This is a genomic window from Microvirga roseola (assembly GCF_020866965.1).
Classification (GTDB): domain Bacteria; phylum Pseudomonadota; class Alphaproteobacteria; order Rhizobiales; family Beijerinckiaceae; genus Microvirga; species Microvirga roseola.
Map to the genome: position 1 here is coordinate 68355 of NZ_JAJATX010000004.1, position 14811 is coordinate 83165.

15 protein-coding genes are annotated in these 14811 nt (G+C 65.9%); 3 read left to right on the forward strand and 12 right to left on the reverse strand.

Going from position 1 to position 14811, the window contains the following annotated elements:
* Nucleotides 1-38: 38 nt before the first annotated feature.
* A complete protein-coding gene (locus tag LG661_RS04330) occupies nt 39-677 on the reverse strand; it encodes a DsbA family protein (RefSeq protein ID WP_230530640.1) in 639 nt (212 codons plus the stop codon).
* A gap of 71 nt (nt 678-748) precedes the next feature.
* Nucleotides 749-1258, reverse strand: coding sequence for a DUF721 domain-containing protein (locus LG661_RS04335; protein WP_230530641.1), 510 nt, complete (start codon nt 1256-1258; stop codon nt 749-751).
* 57 nt (nt 1259-1315) lie between these two features.
* Here LG661_RS04335 and mutY point away from each other — a divergent pair, with 57 nt between their 5' ends.
* Nucleotides 1316-2425: an A/G-specific adenine glycosylase gene (gene mutY / locus LG661_RS04340; RefSeq protein ID WP_230530759.1), complete on the forward strand. Its 1110-nt coding sequence runs from the start codon at nt 1316-1318 to the stop codon at nt 2423-2425.
* A gap of 6 nt (nt 2426-2431) precedes the next feature.
* Here the strand turns inward: mutY and LG661_RS04345 are convergent, their stop codons facing one another.
* Nucleotides 2432-3325, reverse strand: coding sequence for a LysR family transcriptional regulator (locus tag LG661_RS04345; RefSeq protein ID WP_230530642.1), 894 nt, complete (start codon nt 3323-3325; stop codon nt 2432-2434).
* Nucleotides 3326-3679: 354 nt separating this feature from the next.
* Between LG661_RS04345 and LG661_RS04350 the strand changes: the two genes are divergently transcribed.
* Nucleotides 3680-4558 carry an alpha/beta fold hydrolase gene (locus tag LG661_RS04350; protein WP_230530643.1) on the forward strand — a complete coding sequence of 293 codons (879 nt, stop codon included), beginning with the start codon at nt 3680-3682 and terminating at the stop codon, nt 4556-4558.
* Nucleotides 4559-4621: 63 nt separating this feature from the next.
* Here LG661_RS04350 and LG661_RS04355 read toward each other — a convergent pair whose 3' ends face one another.
* The 5 genes from LG661_RS04355 to LG661_RS04375 all read right to left on the reverse strand — a co-directional run bounded on the left by LG661_RS04355 (nt 4622) and on the right by LG661_RS04375 (nt 10766).
* Entirely contained in the window at nt 4622-6436 is a 1815-nt protein-coding gene (locus LG661_RS04355) for an ABC transporter permease (RefSeq protein WP_230530644.1), read from the reverse strand.
* Nucleotides 6433-7407, reverse strand: coding sequence for an ABC transporter substrate-binding protein (locus LG661_RS04360; RefSeq protein WP_230530760.1), 975 nt, complete (start codon nt 7405-7407; stop codon nt 6433-6435). The genes LG661_RS04355 and LG661_RS04360 overlap by 4 nt, the downstream gene beginning before the upstream one ends.
* 144 nt (nt 7408-7551) lie before the next feature.
* Nucleotides 7552-8748 carry a site-specific DNA-methyltransferase gene (locus LG661_RS04365; RefSeq protein WP_230530645.1) on the reverse strand — a complete coding sequence of 399 codons (1197 nt, stop codon included), beginning with the start codon at nt 8746-8748 and terminating at the stop codon, nt 7552-7554.
* Between the two features lie 157 nt (nt 8749-8905).
* Nucleotides 8906-9547 (reverse strand): ribonuclease HII, encoded by a 642-nt coding sequence (locus tag LG661_RS04370; RefSeq protein WP_230530646.1) that lies wholly within the window; start codon nt 9545-9547, stop codon nt 8906-8908.
* A 133-nt stretch (nt 9548-9680) separates the two neighbouring features.
* Complete coding sequence (locus LG661_RS04375; RefSeq protein ID WP_230530761.1) at nt 9681-10766, reverse strand: PA0069 family radical SAM protein; 1086 nt, start codon at nt 10764-10766, stop codon at nt 9681-9683.
* Between the two features lie 210 nt (nt 10767-10976).
* On the opposite strand from LG661_RS04375, the gene LG661_RS04380 reads away from it, so the two are divergent.
* Entirely contained in the window at nt 10977-11480 is a 504-nt protein-coding gene (locus LG661_RS04380; protein WP_230530647.1) for a hypothetical protein, read from the forward strand.
* A gap of 3 nt (nt 11481-11483) precedes the next feature.
* On the opposite strand, the gene moaB is transcribed toward LG661_RS04380, so the two are convergent.
* The 4 genes from moaB to LG661_RS04400 all read right to left on the reverse strand — a co-directional run bounded on the left by moaB (nt 11484) and on the right by LG661_RS04400 (nt 14566).
* Nucleotides 11484-12038 (reverse strand): molybdenum cofactor biosynthesis protein B, encoded by a 555-nt coding sequence (gene moaB / locus LG661_RS04385; protein WP_230530648.1) that lies wholly within the window; start codon nt 12036-12038, stop codon nt 11484-11486.
* A 105-nt stretch (nt 12039-12143) separates the two neighbouring features.
* Nucleotides 12144-12677: a DUF6622 family protein gene (locus LG661_RS04390; protein ID WP_230530649.1), complete on the reverse strand. Its 534-nt coding sequence runs from the start codon at nt 12675-12677 to the stop codon at nt 12144-12146.
* 97 nt (nt 12678-12774) lie between these two features.
* On the reverse strand, nt 12775-13641 hold the full coding sequence (gene ypfJ / locus LG661_RS04395) for a KPN_02809 family neutral zinc metallopeptidase (protein ID WP_230530650.1): 867 nt from the start codon (nt 13639-13641) through the stop codon (nt 12775-12777).
* An 88-nt stretch (nt 13642-13729) separates the two neighbouring features.
* Nucleotides 13730-14566: a uracil-DNA glycosylase gene (locus tag LG661_RS04400; RefSeq protein ID WP_230530651.1), complete on the reverse strand. Its 837-nt coding sequence runs from the start codon at nt 14564-14566 to the stop codon at nt 13730-13732.
* Nucleotides 14567-14811: the final 245 nt, after the last annotated feature.

Sequence of the window (14811 nt, forward strand, 5' to 3'; positions counted from 1 at the left end):
CCTTTCCGGCCCGCCCCATCGGGGCAGGGTGGGAGATGTTACTCTCCGAGCATCGGCTTGATGATCGTCTCAAGCTCATTGATTGACAGGCTTCCAGGGTGACGCTGACCATTGATGAAGAAAGTCGGGGTGGAGTCCACCTTGAACTGCTCCATACCCCGGTTCTTCACCGCATTCACCGCGTCATAAAGTTTCTGGTCCTGGAGGCAAGCATCAAATTTTTCCTGTGAAAAACCTGCCTGCTTCATGATCGCCCGCAGGGCATCCAGAGGCTTGTCCGTGAAAGCCCAGTTCCGCTGCTGCTCGAAGAGCAGGTCGGTGATGGGGTAATACTTGTCGTTCCCGTCGCAGCGGGCGAGCATGAAACCGGCCGTGGCCAAGGGATCGAGCGGGAATTCGCGCAGGATGAAGCGCACCTTGCCCGTGTCGATGTAGCGCTTCTTCAGCTCCGGCCACGTCGTTTTGTGGAAGTTCGCGCAGTGCGAGCAGGTCAGCGAGGCGTACTCGATGATCGTCACCTTGGCGTCCTTGGGGCCTAAGGCCACGTCACCGAGCGGGCCCTCGGCCGTGAGCTCCTCGGTGGAGACGTTCTGGGCGAAGGCCGGCAGGCTCGAGGCGAGAAGGGCGGTTGCGGCTGTGGCTCCGAGAAGCTGAAGCGTGTGGCGACGGCTGATCATCTCAAACTGGCTCCCTTGGGAATGTCTTTCTGCCTAGATGGTGACGGATATGGAGACAAGCACCGGATATGTCACGCTTTCGTGCGCGATCCGGTTCCGACCACCGCCTGCCCGAGCCTGTCGAGGGCGGCTTTCAGGGGCTCCTCCTCGATGGGCGCGATGGCCGCATTGACCTTCTCCCTCTCGGCCGGGGTAAGGCTGCGATGGACGGGCTGCTTCTTCTCGATCCGCCGCACGGGCCCCTGCTTGAGCACGAGCTTTCCGATGCAGCGCCAGCCGTAATAGGTGTTCACCCGGTCGATGATGGTGGGCGCGAGGTGCTGGAGTTCGAGGGCGAACGCGCTCTCGACCCGGATCACGAGGGTGGCCGGCTCGGGCCGTGCCTCGGGGTCGGCATGGGGAGGTTTCCGCTTCCACTCGATCTTGAGGGGCTGGGTGAAGGCGGCCAGCCGCTCGCCCACGATATCCGCCCAGGCCATGATGATGTCGGATGTGGCGAATCCCTGCGCCGCTAGGCTCGGAGAGAGGCAGGCGTCCAGAAGCTCGGCGAGGGGGCGGGCCAGGGGCCGCGGGCGTCTCATGTTGAAGGTCCAAAAGTCACGTTGGAATATGCGGTGAGGACAGTTATTCCACGTCACATGTTAACGCCCGCTTCGAGCGTCACCAAGCCCGACCCCGAAAGCCTGCTCGCCTGGTACGACCGTCACCGGCGCGAACTGCCCTGGCGCGCGCGTCCGGGAGAGGTCGCGGATCCCTACCGGGTCTGGCTCTCCGAGATCATGCTGCAGCAGACCACCGTGGCGGCTGTGAAGCCGTTCTACCTTCGATTCCTGGAGCGTTTCCCGACCGTCGAGGCGCTGGCCGAGGCGCCCACGGATGCGGTCATGCAGGCCTGGGCGGGGCTCGGCTATTACTCCCGCGCCCGCAATCTCCATGCCTGCGCCAAGGCGGTTGTGGACAAGTGTGGAGGACGCTTTCCCCCGACCGAGGCCGAGCTTCTGAAGCTTCCCGGCATCGGGGCCTATACGGCGGCGGCGGTGGCGGCCATCGCCTTCAACGAGAAGGCGGCGGCGGTGGACGGCAACGTGGAGCGGGTCGTCTCACGCCTCTACATGGTCGACGAGCCGCTGCCGAAGGCCAAGCCCATCATCCGCAGCCTGACGGACGAGCTGGTGCCATCGGAGCGGCCGGGGGATTTTGCCCAGGCCATCATGGATCTCGGCGCGACGATCTGCACGCCCAAGCGCCCGGCCTGCGCTCTCTGCCCCTGGATGCCGCCTTGCCAGGCCAGGGCTTCGGGGCTGCAGGAGAGCTTTCCGCGCAAGCAGAAGAAGGAGACCGGGCAACTCCGGAAAGGGGCTGCCTTCGTGGTGCTGCGGGCCGACGACACGATCCTGCTCCGGACCCGCCCGCCTCAAGGGCTCCTCGGCGGCATGGCCGAGCCGCCGACGAGCGAATGGACGCCGGATTACGAACCTTCCCGCGCCGTGCTCGACGCGCCCATCGAGGCCCGCTGGCAGCGCCTGCCGGGAACCGTGCGCCACGTCTTCACCCATTTCCCGCTGGAAATGACGGTCCTCTTCGCAAAGGTGCCGAAGGGCACGCCCGCGCCCGAGGACATGCGCTGGGCACCCCGTCCGCAGCTGCAGGAGGAGGCTCTGCCGGGTGTCATGAAGAAGGTGCTCGCCCATGCGCTGGGCGACATGCCGGGAGGGCAGGCGAAGGCTCCGGCAAAGCAGAAGGCCTGACGGCAGTCAGATTCCGGCGAGCGCCTTCCTCTCCCGCCTGAACAGGTCAGCCAGCGCATCCGCCACCCGCCGCACATTGGGCCGGCTGCGGCTGCGCTCATGCATGACGAGGAAGACGTCCTCGAGCAGTTCGGGTTCGGGGCCCGTGATGCGCACGAGGTCGGCGTCGGAATCGCCGAGCCAGCAGGGCAGGAAGGCCGCGCCGAGGTCGGCTCTCGCGGCCTGATGCCGGAGCGGCGTGTCGCCGATGCGGGCGACCACGGGGCGGCCCGCAGCGATCCGGGCGACGAAGGCGGCCTGCCGGGACAGGCTCGGGTCTTCCGGGGGCGCGATGAAACCCTCTGGATCCGGCGTACGGCTGTAGATCGCGAAGGCGACCTCGCCGATCTTGCGGGCGATGAGATGGTCGGCGCCGGTGAGCCGGTACATGCGAAGGCCGATATCCGCCTCGCCGTTCGCAAGGTCCAAGTGACGGCGCGTGGGAAGAAACGCGATCTCGGAGGGCGAGGCGGCTCGCGCCAACCCGGTGGCGTGAAGCGTCAGAAACATGGCGACCGAAGCCGTCGCGGTGATCCGCACCGGGGCGTCCGGATCCGGCCGGTAGGCAGCCGCCGCGCGCTGGGCCGTCTCGGCGGCCTGAGCCATGGGAGTGGCCGCCGCCAGAACCGCCTTGCCGGCTTCCGTCAGCTCGAGGCGGTTGGGGCCGCGCTGAAACAGCTCGATCCCGAACCCATCCTCCAGAACCTTGATTCGCCGCGCGACCGTTGGCTGGCTCTGGCCGAGCGCGCGTGCCGCCGCATTCATCGATCCATGAGCCACCACGGCCAGGAAGATCCGGAGATCGTCCCACGAGGGCGCGGCCATGCCGTTGGAAGGAGAGTCGAGAGGAGCTGGATCCATGAGACGATGCTAAATCGTTGGCTGGGTGTCGGCATAGGGGCTGCCTGAAAATCCTGGACAGGAGAGAACCCGAGCATCGCGCAAGGACCGGCCCGCCGCAGCCTGCCAGAAACATGGGAGCGCTCTTCAGTTTTGGAGAGCGCGGAGGAGGCTCTTCACAGGCATGCGGCTTTGAGGCAATCAGGGTCGGTCACACCAAGGACATCGACCGTGCGCCTCATCCGTTAGCGACGCTATCCGAACGAAATGAGCTGACAGGCCATCCGCATCTTCGCGGTCGTTTCGTCATGCCTTTCTCAGGGCCGGACCCCGGTTCGGCCGGACTGCATTCGTTGACACATGAAGGAAATCACCATGTCCGACCTTGGACAGACACATCGTGCCCTGGAGCGCGGCACCATCCGTTCCGGAAAATTCACCTTGAGCTACGCCGTCGAGGGGGAGGGATTGCCTGCCCTCGCGATCGGCAGCGCCGTCTATTACCCAAAGACGTTCTCGGAAGACCTGCGACGCTCGCTGCAACTGATCTTCGCCGATCACCGGGGCTTCGCGCCTTCGTCAGGCGATGCGACGGTCTCGGAATACGCGCTCGACATCATCCTTGCCGACATGGATCTCGTGCGCCGGCATCTCGGTCTTGAGCGCATGATCGTCATCGGTCATTCCGGTCACGGCTACATGGCGCTGGAATACGCCAAACGCTATCCGCAGCATGTTTCGCATGTGGTGGTGATCGGCGCCGGCCCGAGCCATAGCGCCCTGCACATGCAGGCGCTGGAGCGGCACTGGCAGGACTCGGTCTGCCCCGAGCGCAAGGCGATCCTGGAGCGCGACCTCGCGCTTCTGCCTGCCGAGATCGAGGCGGCGCCGGACCGGCGCTTCATCGCCTATTGCCTGAGGATGCGCGCACGGAGCTGGTACGATCCCGCCTTCGACGCCGCGCCGCTCTGGGAAGGCGTGCATGTGAACATGCCCGCCTTCAATCATCTCTGGGGCGAGGTCTTCCGCGACATCGATGTCAGGCAAGGTCTCGACCGGCTCGACGCGCCGGTCTACCTCGCGCTCGGGCGGTACGATTATCTCGTCGCGCCCTATGAGACCTGGACGCCTTACAGGGACAGCTTCCGCGATCTCACCGTGCGGGTGTTCGAGAAGAGCGGGCACACGCCGCAGCTGGAGGAGAGCGACCTCTTCGATGCGGAGCTGCTGAACTGGCTGGCGTCCCGCCCTTGAGTGCCTGAGGGCGGGCCTCGAGCCTTGTCATGGCCGGGAAGTATCCCGGCCATGATTGCAGAATCATATGCGGCCGAGCGCCGTGTCGGGCTGCAGCTTCATGAGGCGGCGAGCGCGGGGATGGGCCGGTCCTGCCACATCGTCCTGAACGGACAGCTCTTTCGCTCCGCATTCCCACGGCAGGGCTCCTGTCGGCAGGCGCCGACCGAGCGCATCGAGCGCCAGCATGGCGGCGGCGATAACGGCGATCGTGACCATGGCGACGGCGGCGGCCTCGCTCGCAAGGCCGGCCTCTTCGAGATTGTAGAGCACGACGCCGATGGTCTCCGTTCCCGCCGACCAGAGCAGGGCGGAGACGGTGAGTTCGTTGAAGGCGAGCAGGAAGGCCATGAGCCCGCCGGCCGCCGCCGCAGGCAGGAGCGAGGGGAGGATCACGTCCACGATCCGTCGCATCGTGCGGGCGCCGTCGAGGGCGGCGGCTTCCTCCGGCGCGATGTCGACCTGCGCCATGCCGGCCAGAACCGGCTTGAGCACCACCGGCAGGAAGCGAGCGAGATAGGCGAAGACGATGATCCAGGGCGTGGCGTAGAGCGACAGGCCGATGAGCGGCAGCGGCTTGAGGAACAGCAGGATGCAGGCGACCGCCAGCACGATCCCCGGCATGACATAGGGGATTTCGAGCAACGGCGGAACGATCCATCCCGCCGGTCCCGCGCGGCGGACCAGCACATAGGCGATGGGTACGGACAGGATCGCAAGCAGGCAGGCCGCGCCGCCGGCATACATCAGCGAATTCGCGAAGGCCCGAACCGTCACCGCCTGCCGCACCAGAACTTCCATGAAGTTGCCGAGGGTGATGGTGGAGGGCGTGAGCGGCATGCCGTAGGACGGCACGAGGGCGGTCGTCACCAGGGACAGGACCGGCAGCGCCAGCGCAACGGCCAGGATGCCCGCGACGAAGGCCTGGGCGAGAACGCGAGACCGCCCAAGACGCCAGAACGGCTGGAGCGGCGCATCCTCTTCCAGCTGCAGGCCGTCGCGTCGCGTGAGCAGCTGACTGATCAGGACGCACAGTCCCGCCAGCGCTGCAATCAGGATCCCGAGCGCGGCCAGATCGCCGATCACGCCGGGGCCGAAGCTCGACATGCGGCGGTAGATGAGAACCGGCAGCGTCAGGTAGTTCACCGGCGCGCCGAGGAGGGCAGGGATGCCGAAATTGCCTGCTCCGGCCACGAAGGCGAGCAGCGCCGCGCCGATGATGTGCGGGCGCAGCAGCGGGAGCAGGATGTCCTTCACGATCCGGCGCGGGGTCGCGCCGTCCATGCGGGCGGCCTCGATCACGAAGGCGGGAACGCGCTTCAGCCCCGCTGTGAGCACCACATAGACCAGCGGCGCGTGGTGAAGTCCGAGAACGAGAATGATGCCGCCCCGCCCCAGCATCGGATTTTCCGTTCCGACCGGAGGCGCCAGTCCCAGCGTGTTCAGGAGCGGCGAGGCGGGACCCGCAAGGCTCAGGAAGGCGAGCGCCACTACCTGGGGCGAGATCATCATCGACAGGAAGAACAGGAACGATGCAGGCCGACGGCCGCGAATGTCGGTGACGCCGAGGACGAGCGCCATCGCGCCGCCGATCGCGAGCGACAGGAGACACGAGGCGAGGGCCGTTTCCAGGGTCGCAAAGGTCGCGCGGATCGCCGACCGGCTCCCGATGACGGACAGTGCGTTCTCCGGCGCGAAGACGCCGCCCGGAAAGAGGGCGGCCACGATCAGCCGCCCGGCGGGAAGAATGTCGAAGACGAGGACGATCAGAGCGAGAAGAGCGAGGAGGCCGAAACCTCCCCGCTCCAGGAACGGTCTGATCTGATGGGAGCGTATCACTGACCGAAGATGTCGGCGAAGGTCGCCTTGTTCTTCGTCTCATCGGCGAGCGCCTTGGCGGCGTCGAAGCTCATGATCTTGATCTGATCGCGCGAGGGATAGCCGGCGGGTATCGCGACGGCTGGATGGGCGGCGATGTAGCCCTGCTTGAGGGCCAGTTCCTGACCTTCCTTCGAGAGCAGGAAGTCGACGAAGGCGCGCGCAGCCTCGGGGTTCTTCGTGTTCTTCAGGATGGCGACAGGCTCGGACACGGCCGACACGCCCTCCTTCGGAAACACGAACTCCACGGATGCGCCCTTCGCCTTCTCGCGGATCGGCATGAAGTCGACGATCACGCCGTAGAGCTTCTGGCCTCCGGCGACCTGCTTCAAGATATCGCCGTTGCCGCCGCCGGCCATCGCATCGTTGGCCTTGAGTGCTTCGTAGTACTTCCAGCCGCCTTCCATGGCGCCGGTCAGGGTCGCGGCGTGGATGAGGGCGGCGCCGGAGGTGAGGGGGCTCGGCATCACGAGCTGGCCCTTGACCTCCGGCTTCGTGAGATCGAGCCACGACGTCGGCTTGAAGGAGGCCTTCGTGTTGTAGGCGATGCCGGTCGTGATCAGCTTGGTGGCGAACCAGAATTTCTGCTGATCGTGGATGCCTGCGGGATAGGCCGACACGTCGGCCTTTTCGTGGGCCATCAGGCGGCCCTGCTTCTTGAGGCCTTCCATCGTCACGCTGTCGGCGATCAGGAGCAGGTCGGCCTGCGGCTGACCGGCCTCGAACTCGGCGTTGAGCTTGGCGAGGATCTTCGGCGTTCCGTCGCGCACGAAGGTGACGTTCACGCCCGGATGCTTCGCCTTGAAGGCATCCACGGTCTGCTGCGCATCGGTGTTCGGCTGGCTGGTGTAGAGCACCAGGTCGCCGGAGATTCCTTGCGCCTGCGCCAGGGCAGGAACGAGCGAGACGAGAATGGGAAGAAGGCGCTTCATCAGCATGGATCAATTCCTCGTTTGGGGCGGTCCTGCCCTGGCGCTAGCGGCCTTGGGTGACGTCCATGTGACGAAAATCTGTTGCCTCAGACGCGAATGGCCGGCGCGAGCCGGCCACCCCCGAAATCTTGCCTATGCGTGAAGTCACGCTGCCATGTCAGCCCGCACCTTGGCGCGGAACTCGTCGATGGAGACGAGTTTGCCTTTGCGCTCCACGTTCCAGAACGTCCAGCCGTTGCAGGAGGGGAAGCCCTGCGTGAGTGCGCCGATCTTGTGGATCGAGCCGACGATGGCGCCGAGCGCCAGCGTTCCGTCGGCGCGCACCACCGCCTTGTGACGGCGGCGCTCGTCCACGAGCGTTTCGCCTGCCTTCACGTAGCCGCTCTCGATCAGCGACAGGAACGGCACGCGCACTTCCGTGCGCTTCTCCGGCGGAGCGGCGACCGACACGTCGTCGAGCGGCACGACCGCGTCGATGCGCTTGCGCGCAGCCTTGGCATAGGTGGGATCGCGCTCGAGGCCGATGAAGTTGCGGCCCAGCATCTTCGCGACCGCACCCGTCGTGCCGGAGCCGAAGAAGGGATCGAGCACCACGTCGCCGGGGTTCGAGGAGGACAGCAGCACGCGGGCCAGCAGCGATTCGGGCTTCTGGGTCGGGTGCACCTTGCGCCCGTTCGCATCCTTCAGGCGCTCTTCGCCCGTGCAGATGGGAATGAACCAGTCCGAGCGCATCTGCACGTCTTCGTTGCCGGCCTTCAGCGCATCGTAGTGGAAGGTGTAGCCCTTCGAGTCCGCGCTTTTCGAGGCCCAGATCATGGTCTCGTGCGCATTGGTGAAGCGGCGGCCCTTGAAGTTCGGCATCGGGTTGGCCTTGCGCCACACGATGTCGTTCAGGATCCAGAAATTGAGATCCTGCAGGGCGGCGCCCACGCGGAAAATGTTGTGGTAGGAGCCGATGACCCAGAGCGTCGCGTTCTTCTTCATCACGCGGCGCACGGCATGCAGCCAGGCGCGGGTGAACGCGTCGTAATCGGCGAAGCTCGCGAACTTGTCCCAGTCGTCGTCGACCGCGTCGACGAGGCTCTGGTCCGGGCGCGTCAGCGCCTGTTCGAGCTGGAGATTGTAGGGAGGATCCGCAAAGACCACGTCCACGCTTTCGGGAGGAAGCTTCTCGAGATTGGCGATGCAGTCGCCGAGAAGGATCTCGTTGAGAGGAAGAGTTTTCGGCAGGACGGAGAGGGGAGCTTTACGCCCCGTCCGAGGAGCCGGCGCAGACCGCCCGGTACGCGAGACACTGATCCGGGAGGCGGCGCCGGCAGCCCCGGTACGCAAGGTACCCATGGGTAATCACCGGTTACGCAACTGACACTCAGGATCATGCGCCGTTAGGGTAAAGAGGAGGTTTCCAAATGCGGAAAAGTGCAAAAAAAATGCCTCGGCAAAACTTGCCTAACTTTTGAAAAGATTGAGCTTTTTCGTTAATCAGCGTTAAGGGAGGTTACAGGTCCAGTAACCCTTGGCGCAACGGCGCGAAACTCATGCGGTGGAACGGGCAGGGACCCTCGCTCGCGACCGCCGTGAGATGCGCCTTGGTGCTATAGCCCGCATTGCTCGCGAATCCATAGGCCGGATAAACCTCGCCGAGGCGTGCCATCATGCGGTCCCGAATCACCTTCGCGACGATGGAGGCGGCGGCAATGGAGGCGATCTGCGAATCGCCCTTCACGACGGCTTCCGTGAAGCAGGGCAGATGCGGCGGATCGTTGCCGTCCACGAACGCCATGTCGGGCGTGCAGGGAAGCGCCGCGAGTGCGCGGCACATGGCGAGCAGGGATGCCTGCCGGATGTTGATGGTGTCGACCTCCGCATGGGACACGGAGGCGATGCCGACCTGGCATGTGGCCAGGATCTCCGCGAACAGCGCCTCGCGCCTGTGCGCCGGAATCGCCTTCGAATCCCCGAGCCCCTCCGGCACGCAATCGAGATCGAGCACTACGGCCGCCGAAACGACAGGTCCTGCCAGCGGCCCGCGACCGACTTCGTCGAGCCCGGCGATGCAGACGTAGCCCCGCGCACGGGCGGAAAGCTCGCGCTCGATGCCGAGGCCGGTCTTGCTGGGCAGGCGAATCGGTGTGCTCATGGAGGGATCAAAGCGGCGAGGCGCGCCTTTGTCACCCCCGACGGCTCTAAGAGCCGGAACCATTGTGACGCATCTGCACGACGGCTTCCTTCTCCCCTGTCTCGCTCCGGCGACGGGCGTGCTGAAGGAACAGTCAGAACAGGCTCAACTGCCCCGTCTCCTTGGCGGGCGGGCTGAAGAGGTCCGTGCGCAGCCGCAACGACCGCTTGTTGAGGCCGAAGCGTTCGGCGGCCGTCTCGAAGCGGCGGCCGATCATCCAGGCATAGGGGCCGACGCCCGCCTGCCGCACGCCCCATTCGGCGTCGTAATCCTTGCCGCCGCGCGCCTCCTGCAGGAGCGAGAAGACGTGCTTGAGCTTGTCCGGGTAGTGCTCGGCGAGCCAGTCGCGCATCAGGTCCTTCAGATCATAAGGAAGGCGCAGGAGCACATAGCCCGCCTCCTGCGCGCCGGCGGCGGCCACCGCCTTGAGGATCTCCTCGATCTCGTGGTCGTTGATCGCCGGGACGATCGGCGCCACGAGCACGATGACCGGAATGCCGGCGTCCGAGAGCTTGCGGATCGTCTCCAGCCGCTTGGCGGGGGAGGCGGCGCGGGGCTCCATCCGGCGGGCGAGCTTGGGGTCGAGGGTCGTGACCGAGATCGCCACCTTGGCGAGCTGCCGGTCGGCCATGCGGCTTAAGATGTCGATGTCTCTGGTGACGAGGGCGGATTTGGTCACGATCCCGACCGGATGGTTCGTCCGGTCCAGAATCTCCAGGATCGCGCGGGTGATGCGGAAGCGCCGCTCCACCGGCTGGTAGGGATCGGTGTTGGAGCCGAGCGCAATCGTCGTCGGCCGGTAGCCGGGGGCGCGCAGCTCCTTCTCCAGCAGTTCCGGGGCGCTCGGCTTGGCGAAGATCTTGGTCTCGAAATCGAGCCCGGAGGACAGGCCCTGATAGGCGTGGGTGGGCCGCGCGAAGCAATAGGAGCAGCCGTGCTCGCAGCCCCGGTAGGGATTGATCGACTTGTCGAAGAGGATGTCGGGCGAATCGTTCTTGGTGATGATCGTCCGAGGCTTCTCCACGATCACCTCGGTCGGGATCGGCGGCAGCTCCTCCTCGATGGACCAGCCGTCGTCGAATCCCTCGCGCTGCGCGGGCTCGTAGCGCCCGGACGGATTGGCCGCAGCGCCCCGGCCCCGGCGGCGCTCCGCCTCGACCCGGTAGGAGGGATCGTCCATGCGCCGGCGCGCCGCTTCCGCCGCCTCGATGGGGGAGCGGACGGCAGGCCTGGAGAGGACGGGATCGCGGGCATTGCCCCTGGTGCGAATGGTCATGGCGGCCTCGGACGAATCTGGAATGGAAGCGTCCGGCCATTACTGAACAAAACAGGAACAAAATCAAGCCGCCGGTGGGGCGACGGCGCGGAGGAAAAGAAGTATGCTGGCGAAATGTTGACTGTCCTCATTCGCGTCAAACAGGGGCCGGAGGCCCTCGCCGTCACTTTGAGCGCCCTCGTTCCCGCCGTGGCGGCGGGTCTGGTGGGCGATGCGGTCGTCTTGGCGGCAAAACCGGACGATGTCGTCACCCAGGTGGCGGATGCGGCGGGCGCGACGCTGATCGTGACGGAAGATCCCTCCTGGCGCCCCGGCGCGCAGGCCGCCCGGCGCGACTGGCTGCTCTGCCTCGACGACGGCGACATCCCGCAGGAGGGCTGGATCCGGGTGCTGGAGCGCTTCGTGGGCTTAGGCAAACCGGAGAAGGGCCTGGCGCGCCTGCGCCGTCACAGGTCCGGCCTCCTGGAGGCGGCGCTCGGAGCCGTCATGGGCCTGATCCCGCAATCCTCCGTGCGCGCCGGCGACCTCGTGCATCGCCGTGTGCTGCTCGACGAGGTGAAGGCCCGCGCGCCCGTGCGCCTGTCGGCCACCATTGAGCGCGATCCGGTTTTCGGCTGACCCTCAGGCCTTGAGCTTTCCCCGCTTCAGGTGCTCGTCGAGGCGCGGCATGATCTCCACGAAGTTGCAGGGGCGGTGCCGGTAATTGAGCTGGGCCTGCAGAATGCCGTCCCAGGCGTCCTTGCAGGCGCCGGGCGAGCCCGGCAGCACGAAGATGAAGGTCGCGCCCGCGACCCCGGCCGTCGCCCGCGACTGGATCGTCGAGGTGCCGATCTTGTCGTAGGAGATGCGGTGGAAGACGGCGGAAAAGCCCTCCATCCGCTTCTCGAACAGGGGCTCGACGGCCTCCGGCGTCACGTCGCGGCCCGTGAAGCCCGTGCCGCCCGTGGTGATGATCACGTCGATGGCGGGATCGGCGATCCAGGCCTGCACCTTCCCGCGGATCGCCTCCACGTCATCCTGCACGATGGCCCGGTCGGCGAGCCGGTGCCCTGCCTTGGTCAGGCGCTCGGCAAGGGTCGAGCCGGACTTGTCGTCCTCCAGCACCCGCGTGTCGGAGACGGTCAGCACCGCGATGGAGAGAGAAACGAAGGGGAGATTCTCGTCGATGCCGGGCATGGGCAGGCCTTGTCCTGGAAACGTTCACCTCTTGTCATAGCCGGCCTCGTGCCGGGCATCCACGTCTTGTTGAGCGAACTCGTCGGCGTTCTCGATTGAACGAATTCACGCGACCGCGGGATCGCTGGAAATCGCGGACTTGTATTTCTGGCGCAGGCTGAACAGACGCCCCGCAAACATGCCCGCGATCAAGCCAGTCGATCCCACATCGCAAATCAGGAACCACAATCCCGTAGGAGCTTCCGGCTGAATGGCTGAGAGAACAGCCAAGGTGTACTTGATGCCGAAGACCAGCAGCGATGAGGCGAGAGTGAACGTACTGCCGGGAAGATCGAAAACCTGTCGCTCTTTCTCGAAGTGCACTTCGATGGCGGCTGTGCGTGCTATCCCGAACGCGGTGCCGAGACAGAAACTGACCACCCAAATGGCGATGCTGAGACCGCTTCCGTGAAAGCGGTCGAACACAGTCCAGAGGCCCCACAATGCAAAGGCGACGGGCATCGTGGAAAGGCGCAGGAATGTGGTCTGCCCGCCCTTCATGGCGCGAAGCCCTTGAACGATCAGGTAGGCAAGAAAAGCCCAGCTCCACCAAGGCGTATTGCTGAGGACTGCAAGGATGAATCGTCCCGTGTCCGCCATGACCTTCTCCCCACGTGCAGCATGGCTTATGCCGCAACCTTACCGTGCGAGGGGAGGGCGGGCGAGGAAAAATTCGCCAACAGGAGAAGTGCTCAGCTTAAAGCCTATTCGCCCGAAACGTGTCGCAGGCCTCCACCTGTCCGGTTCGCAAGCCCGTCGTGAGCCAGCGCATGCGCTGCTCGGAGGATCCGTGGGTGAAGGAATCGGGGACGACCCGGCCCTGGGACTGCCGCTGCAGCCGGTCGTCGCCGATGGCTTCCGCCGCGGCGAGCGCTTCCGCGATGTCGCCCTGCTCGAGGGACTGCCAGCGCTGGTTCGAGTGATGCGCCCAGACGCCCGCCAGGCAATCGGCCATCAGCTCGACCCGCACGGAGAGCTGGTTGGCCTCCGTCTGCCCCACTTGGCGCTGGCGCTCCTGGATGCGGGGCAGGATACCGAGCTCGTTCTCCACATGGTGGCCGACCTCGTGGGCGAGCACATAGGCATAGGCGAAGTCGCCGCCCGCGCGGAAGCGGCTCTGCATTTCCTGGAAGAAGGAGAGGTCGATATAGACGGTCTGGTCGAGGGGGCAGTAGAACGGCCCCATGGCCGATTGCGCCCCGCCGCAGCCCGAGCGCGTGGCGCCGGAGAACAGCACGAGCTTGGGTGGATTGTACTGCCGGTTGACCTGCTGGGGCAGAACCGTGCCCCACACGTCCTCCGTATTGCCGAGGACGGCGGAGGCGAAGCGGCCCATCTCGTCCTCCGGCACGCCCTGGCGGCCCGGACTCTGCTCGTAGCCGGACCCGCCGCCCGCGACCATCTCGGCCCCGCCGATCAGGAGGCGCGGGTCGATGCCGAGCGCCCAGCCGATGAGCCCGAGCACCACGACCGTGCCGATGCCGAGACCGCCCGCGCGACCCGGCATGCCCATGCCGCGACGGTCTTCCACATTCGACGAGGTTCTAAAGTTGTCCCAGCGCATGGCCCACCCTGAAAGCGCGGCCTATCGCGCCGCAGAGCCTTAAGGCGGGAGCATATGGCCCGGTTCCAGTCGCCGCCGGAAGAAGCCCTTATTCCTTGCCGTCGAGGGCGCGACGCAGGGCCGTGAAGTCCCGCCACCCCAGGCGTTTCTGCAAGGGCTGGCGCAGGAGATAGGCCGGGTGGAGGGTCGGCAATGCGCGGATCTCCCTGCCGTCCTCGGTCTTGTAGGCGAACCAGCGGCCGCGCGTGCGCAGGATGCCGTCCTTGACGTTCAGGAGGTTCTGGGCGGCGGGACCGCCGAGGCAGAGGAGGAATTCGGGGGAGGCCAGCTCGATCTGCCGGGCGATGAACGGCTTGCAGATCGCGACTTCCTGCGGGGTCGGCGTGCGGTTGCCCGGCGGACGCCACGGCACGATGTTGGCCACGTAAACGTCGGAGCGGTCGAGGCCGATGGCCGCCAGCATCCGGTCGAGGAGCTGGCCCGAGCGGCCCATGAAGGGCTTGCCGATCCGGTCCTCGTCCGCGCCGGGCGCTTCGCCCACCAGCATCACCCGGCCTTCCGGATTTCCGTCGGCGAAGGCGAGGTTCTTGGCGGAGAATTTCAGGGCGCAGCCCTCGAAGCCGGCGAGAATGGATTCCAGCTCCTCGAGCGACTGGGCATGGCGCGCCTGCTCGCGGGCAAGGCTCGCCACCTCATCCGGCGCACTGGCCGCAACCTTCGGCAGGGCGCGGGGCGGGGGAGCTGCTCGGGCAGGATCGGCTTTGGGGGCAGGGGCCTGCGCCTGAGCTCTTGAAGGGACCGGCTCGGCCTTCGGCTCCGCAAAGCGATTGTGCGGCGTCTCGTCGAGCGCAAGGTCCACCCCCGCCTCGACATGGAAGTCGAGGAGCGCGTTGAGAGCATCGCGGTCGGTGGGGAGATCCTGCATGGCTCGTATGTAAGCATCCTGAGAGATGTGGACAACTCGGGATGCTCCGGGACGGCGCAATTGTCGCCCGGTTTTCGCTGGCGTCGAATGGAGCGCGGGCCTTTCAGCCCCACCGGTTCGGCAATGATCGGCTTTCGGCATAACCTTATGCCGAAACAGAACTTTCAGGGCCGCAACAATAAAGCTAGGAAGGTGGCTAGTTCAGAATGACTTGAGAAATCGGACAGATTGTTCATATGTAAACC

Excerpts from the sequence above, each read along its gene's own strand:
- LG661_RS04370 (WP_230530646.1), bottom strand. The coding sequence starts at position 9,547 with ATGAGCACACCGATTCGCCTGCCCAGCAAGACCGGCCTCGGCATCGAG.
- LG661_RS04390 (WP_230530649.1), bottom strand. The coding sequence starts at position 12,677 with ATGGCGGACACGGGACGATTCATCCTTGCAGTCCTCAGCAATACGCCT.
- ypfJ (WP_230530650.1), bottom strand. The coding sequence starts at position 13,641 with ATGCGCTGGGACAACTTTAGAACCTCGTCGAATGTGGAAGACCGTCGC.
- moaB (WP_230530648.1), bottom strand. The coding sequence starts at position 12,038 with ATGCCCGGCATCGACGAGAATCTCCCCTTCGTTTCTCTCTCCATCGCG.
- LG661_RS04360 (WP_230530760.1), bottom strand. The coding sequence starts at position 7,407 with ATGAAGCGCCTTCTTCCCATTCTCGTCTCGCTCGTTCCTGCCCTGGCG.
- LG661_RS04330 (WP_230530640.1), bottom strand. The coding sequence starts at position 677 with ATGATCAGCCGTCGCCACACGCTTCAGCTTCTCGGAGCCACAGCCGCA.
- mutY (WP_230530759.1), top strand. The coding sequence starts at position 1,316 with ATGTTAACGCCCGCTTCGAGCGTCACCAAGCCCGACCCCGAAAGCCTG.
- LG661_RS04380 (WP_230530647.1), top strand. The coding sequence starts at position 10,977 with ATGTTGACTGTCCTCATTCGCGTCAAACAGGGGCCGGAGGCCCTCGCC.
- LG661_RS04365 (WP_230530645.1), bottom strand. The coding sequence starts at position 8,748 with ATGGGTACCTTGCGTACCGGGGCTGCCGGCGCCGCCTCCCGGATCAGT.
- LG661_RS04335 (WP_230530641.1), bottom strand. The coding sequence starts at position 1,258 with ATGAGACGCCCGCGGCCCCTGGCCCGCCCCCTCGCCGAGCTTCTGGAC.
- LG661_RS04375 (WP_230530761.1), bottom strand. The coding sequence starts at position 10,766 with ATGGACGATCCCTCCTACCGGGTCGAGGCGGAGCGCCGCCGGGGCCGG.
- LG661_RS04350 (WP_230530643.1), top strand. The coding sequence starts at position 3,680 with ATGTCCGACCTTGGACAGACACATCGTGCCCTGGAGCGCGGCACCATC.
- LG661_RS04400 (WP_230530651.1), bottom strand. The coding sequence starts at position 14,566 with ATGCAGGATCTCCCCACCGACCGCGATGCTCTCAACGCGCTCCTCGAC.
- LG661_RS04345 (WP_230530642.1), bottom strand. The coding sequence starts at position 3,325 with ATGGATCCAGCTCCTCTCGACTCTCCTTCCAACGGCATGGCCGCGCCC.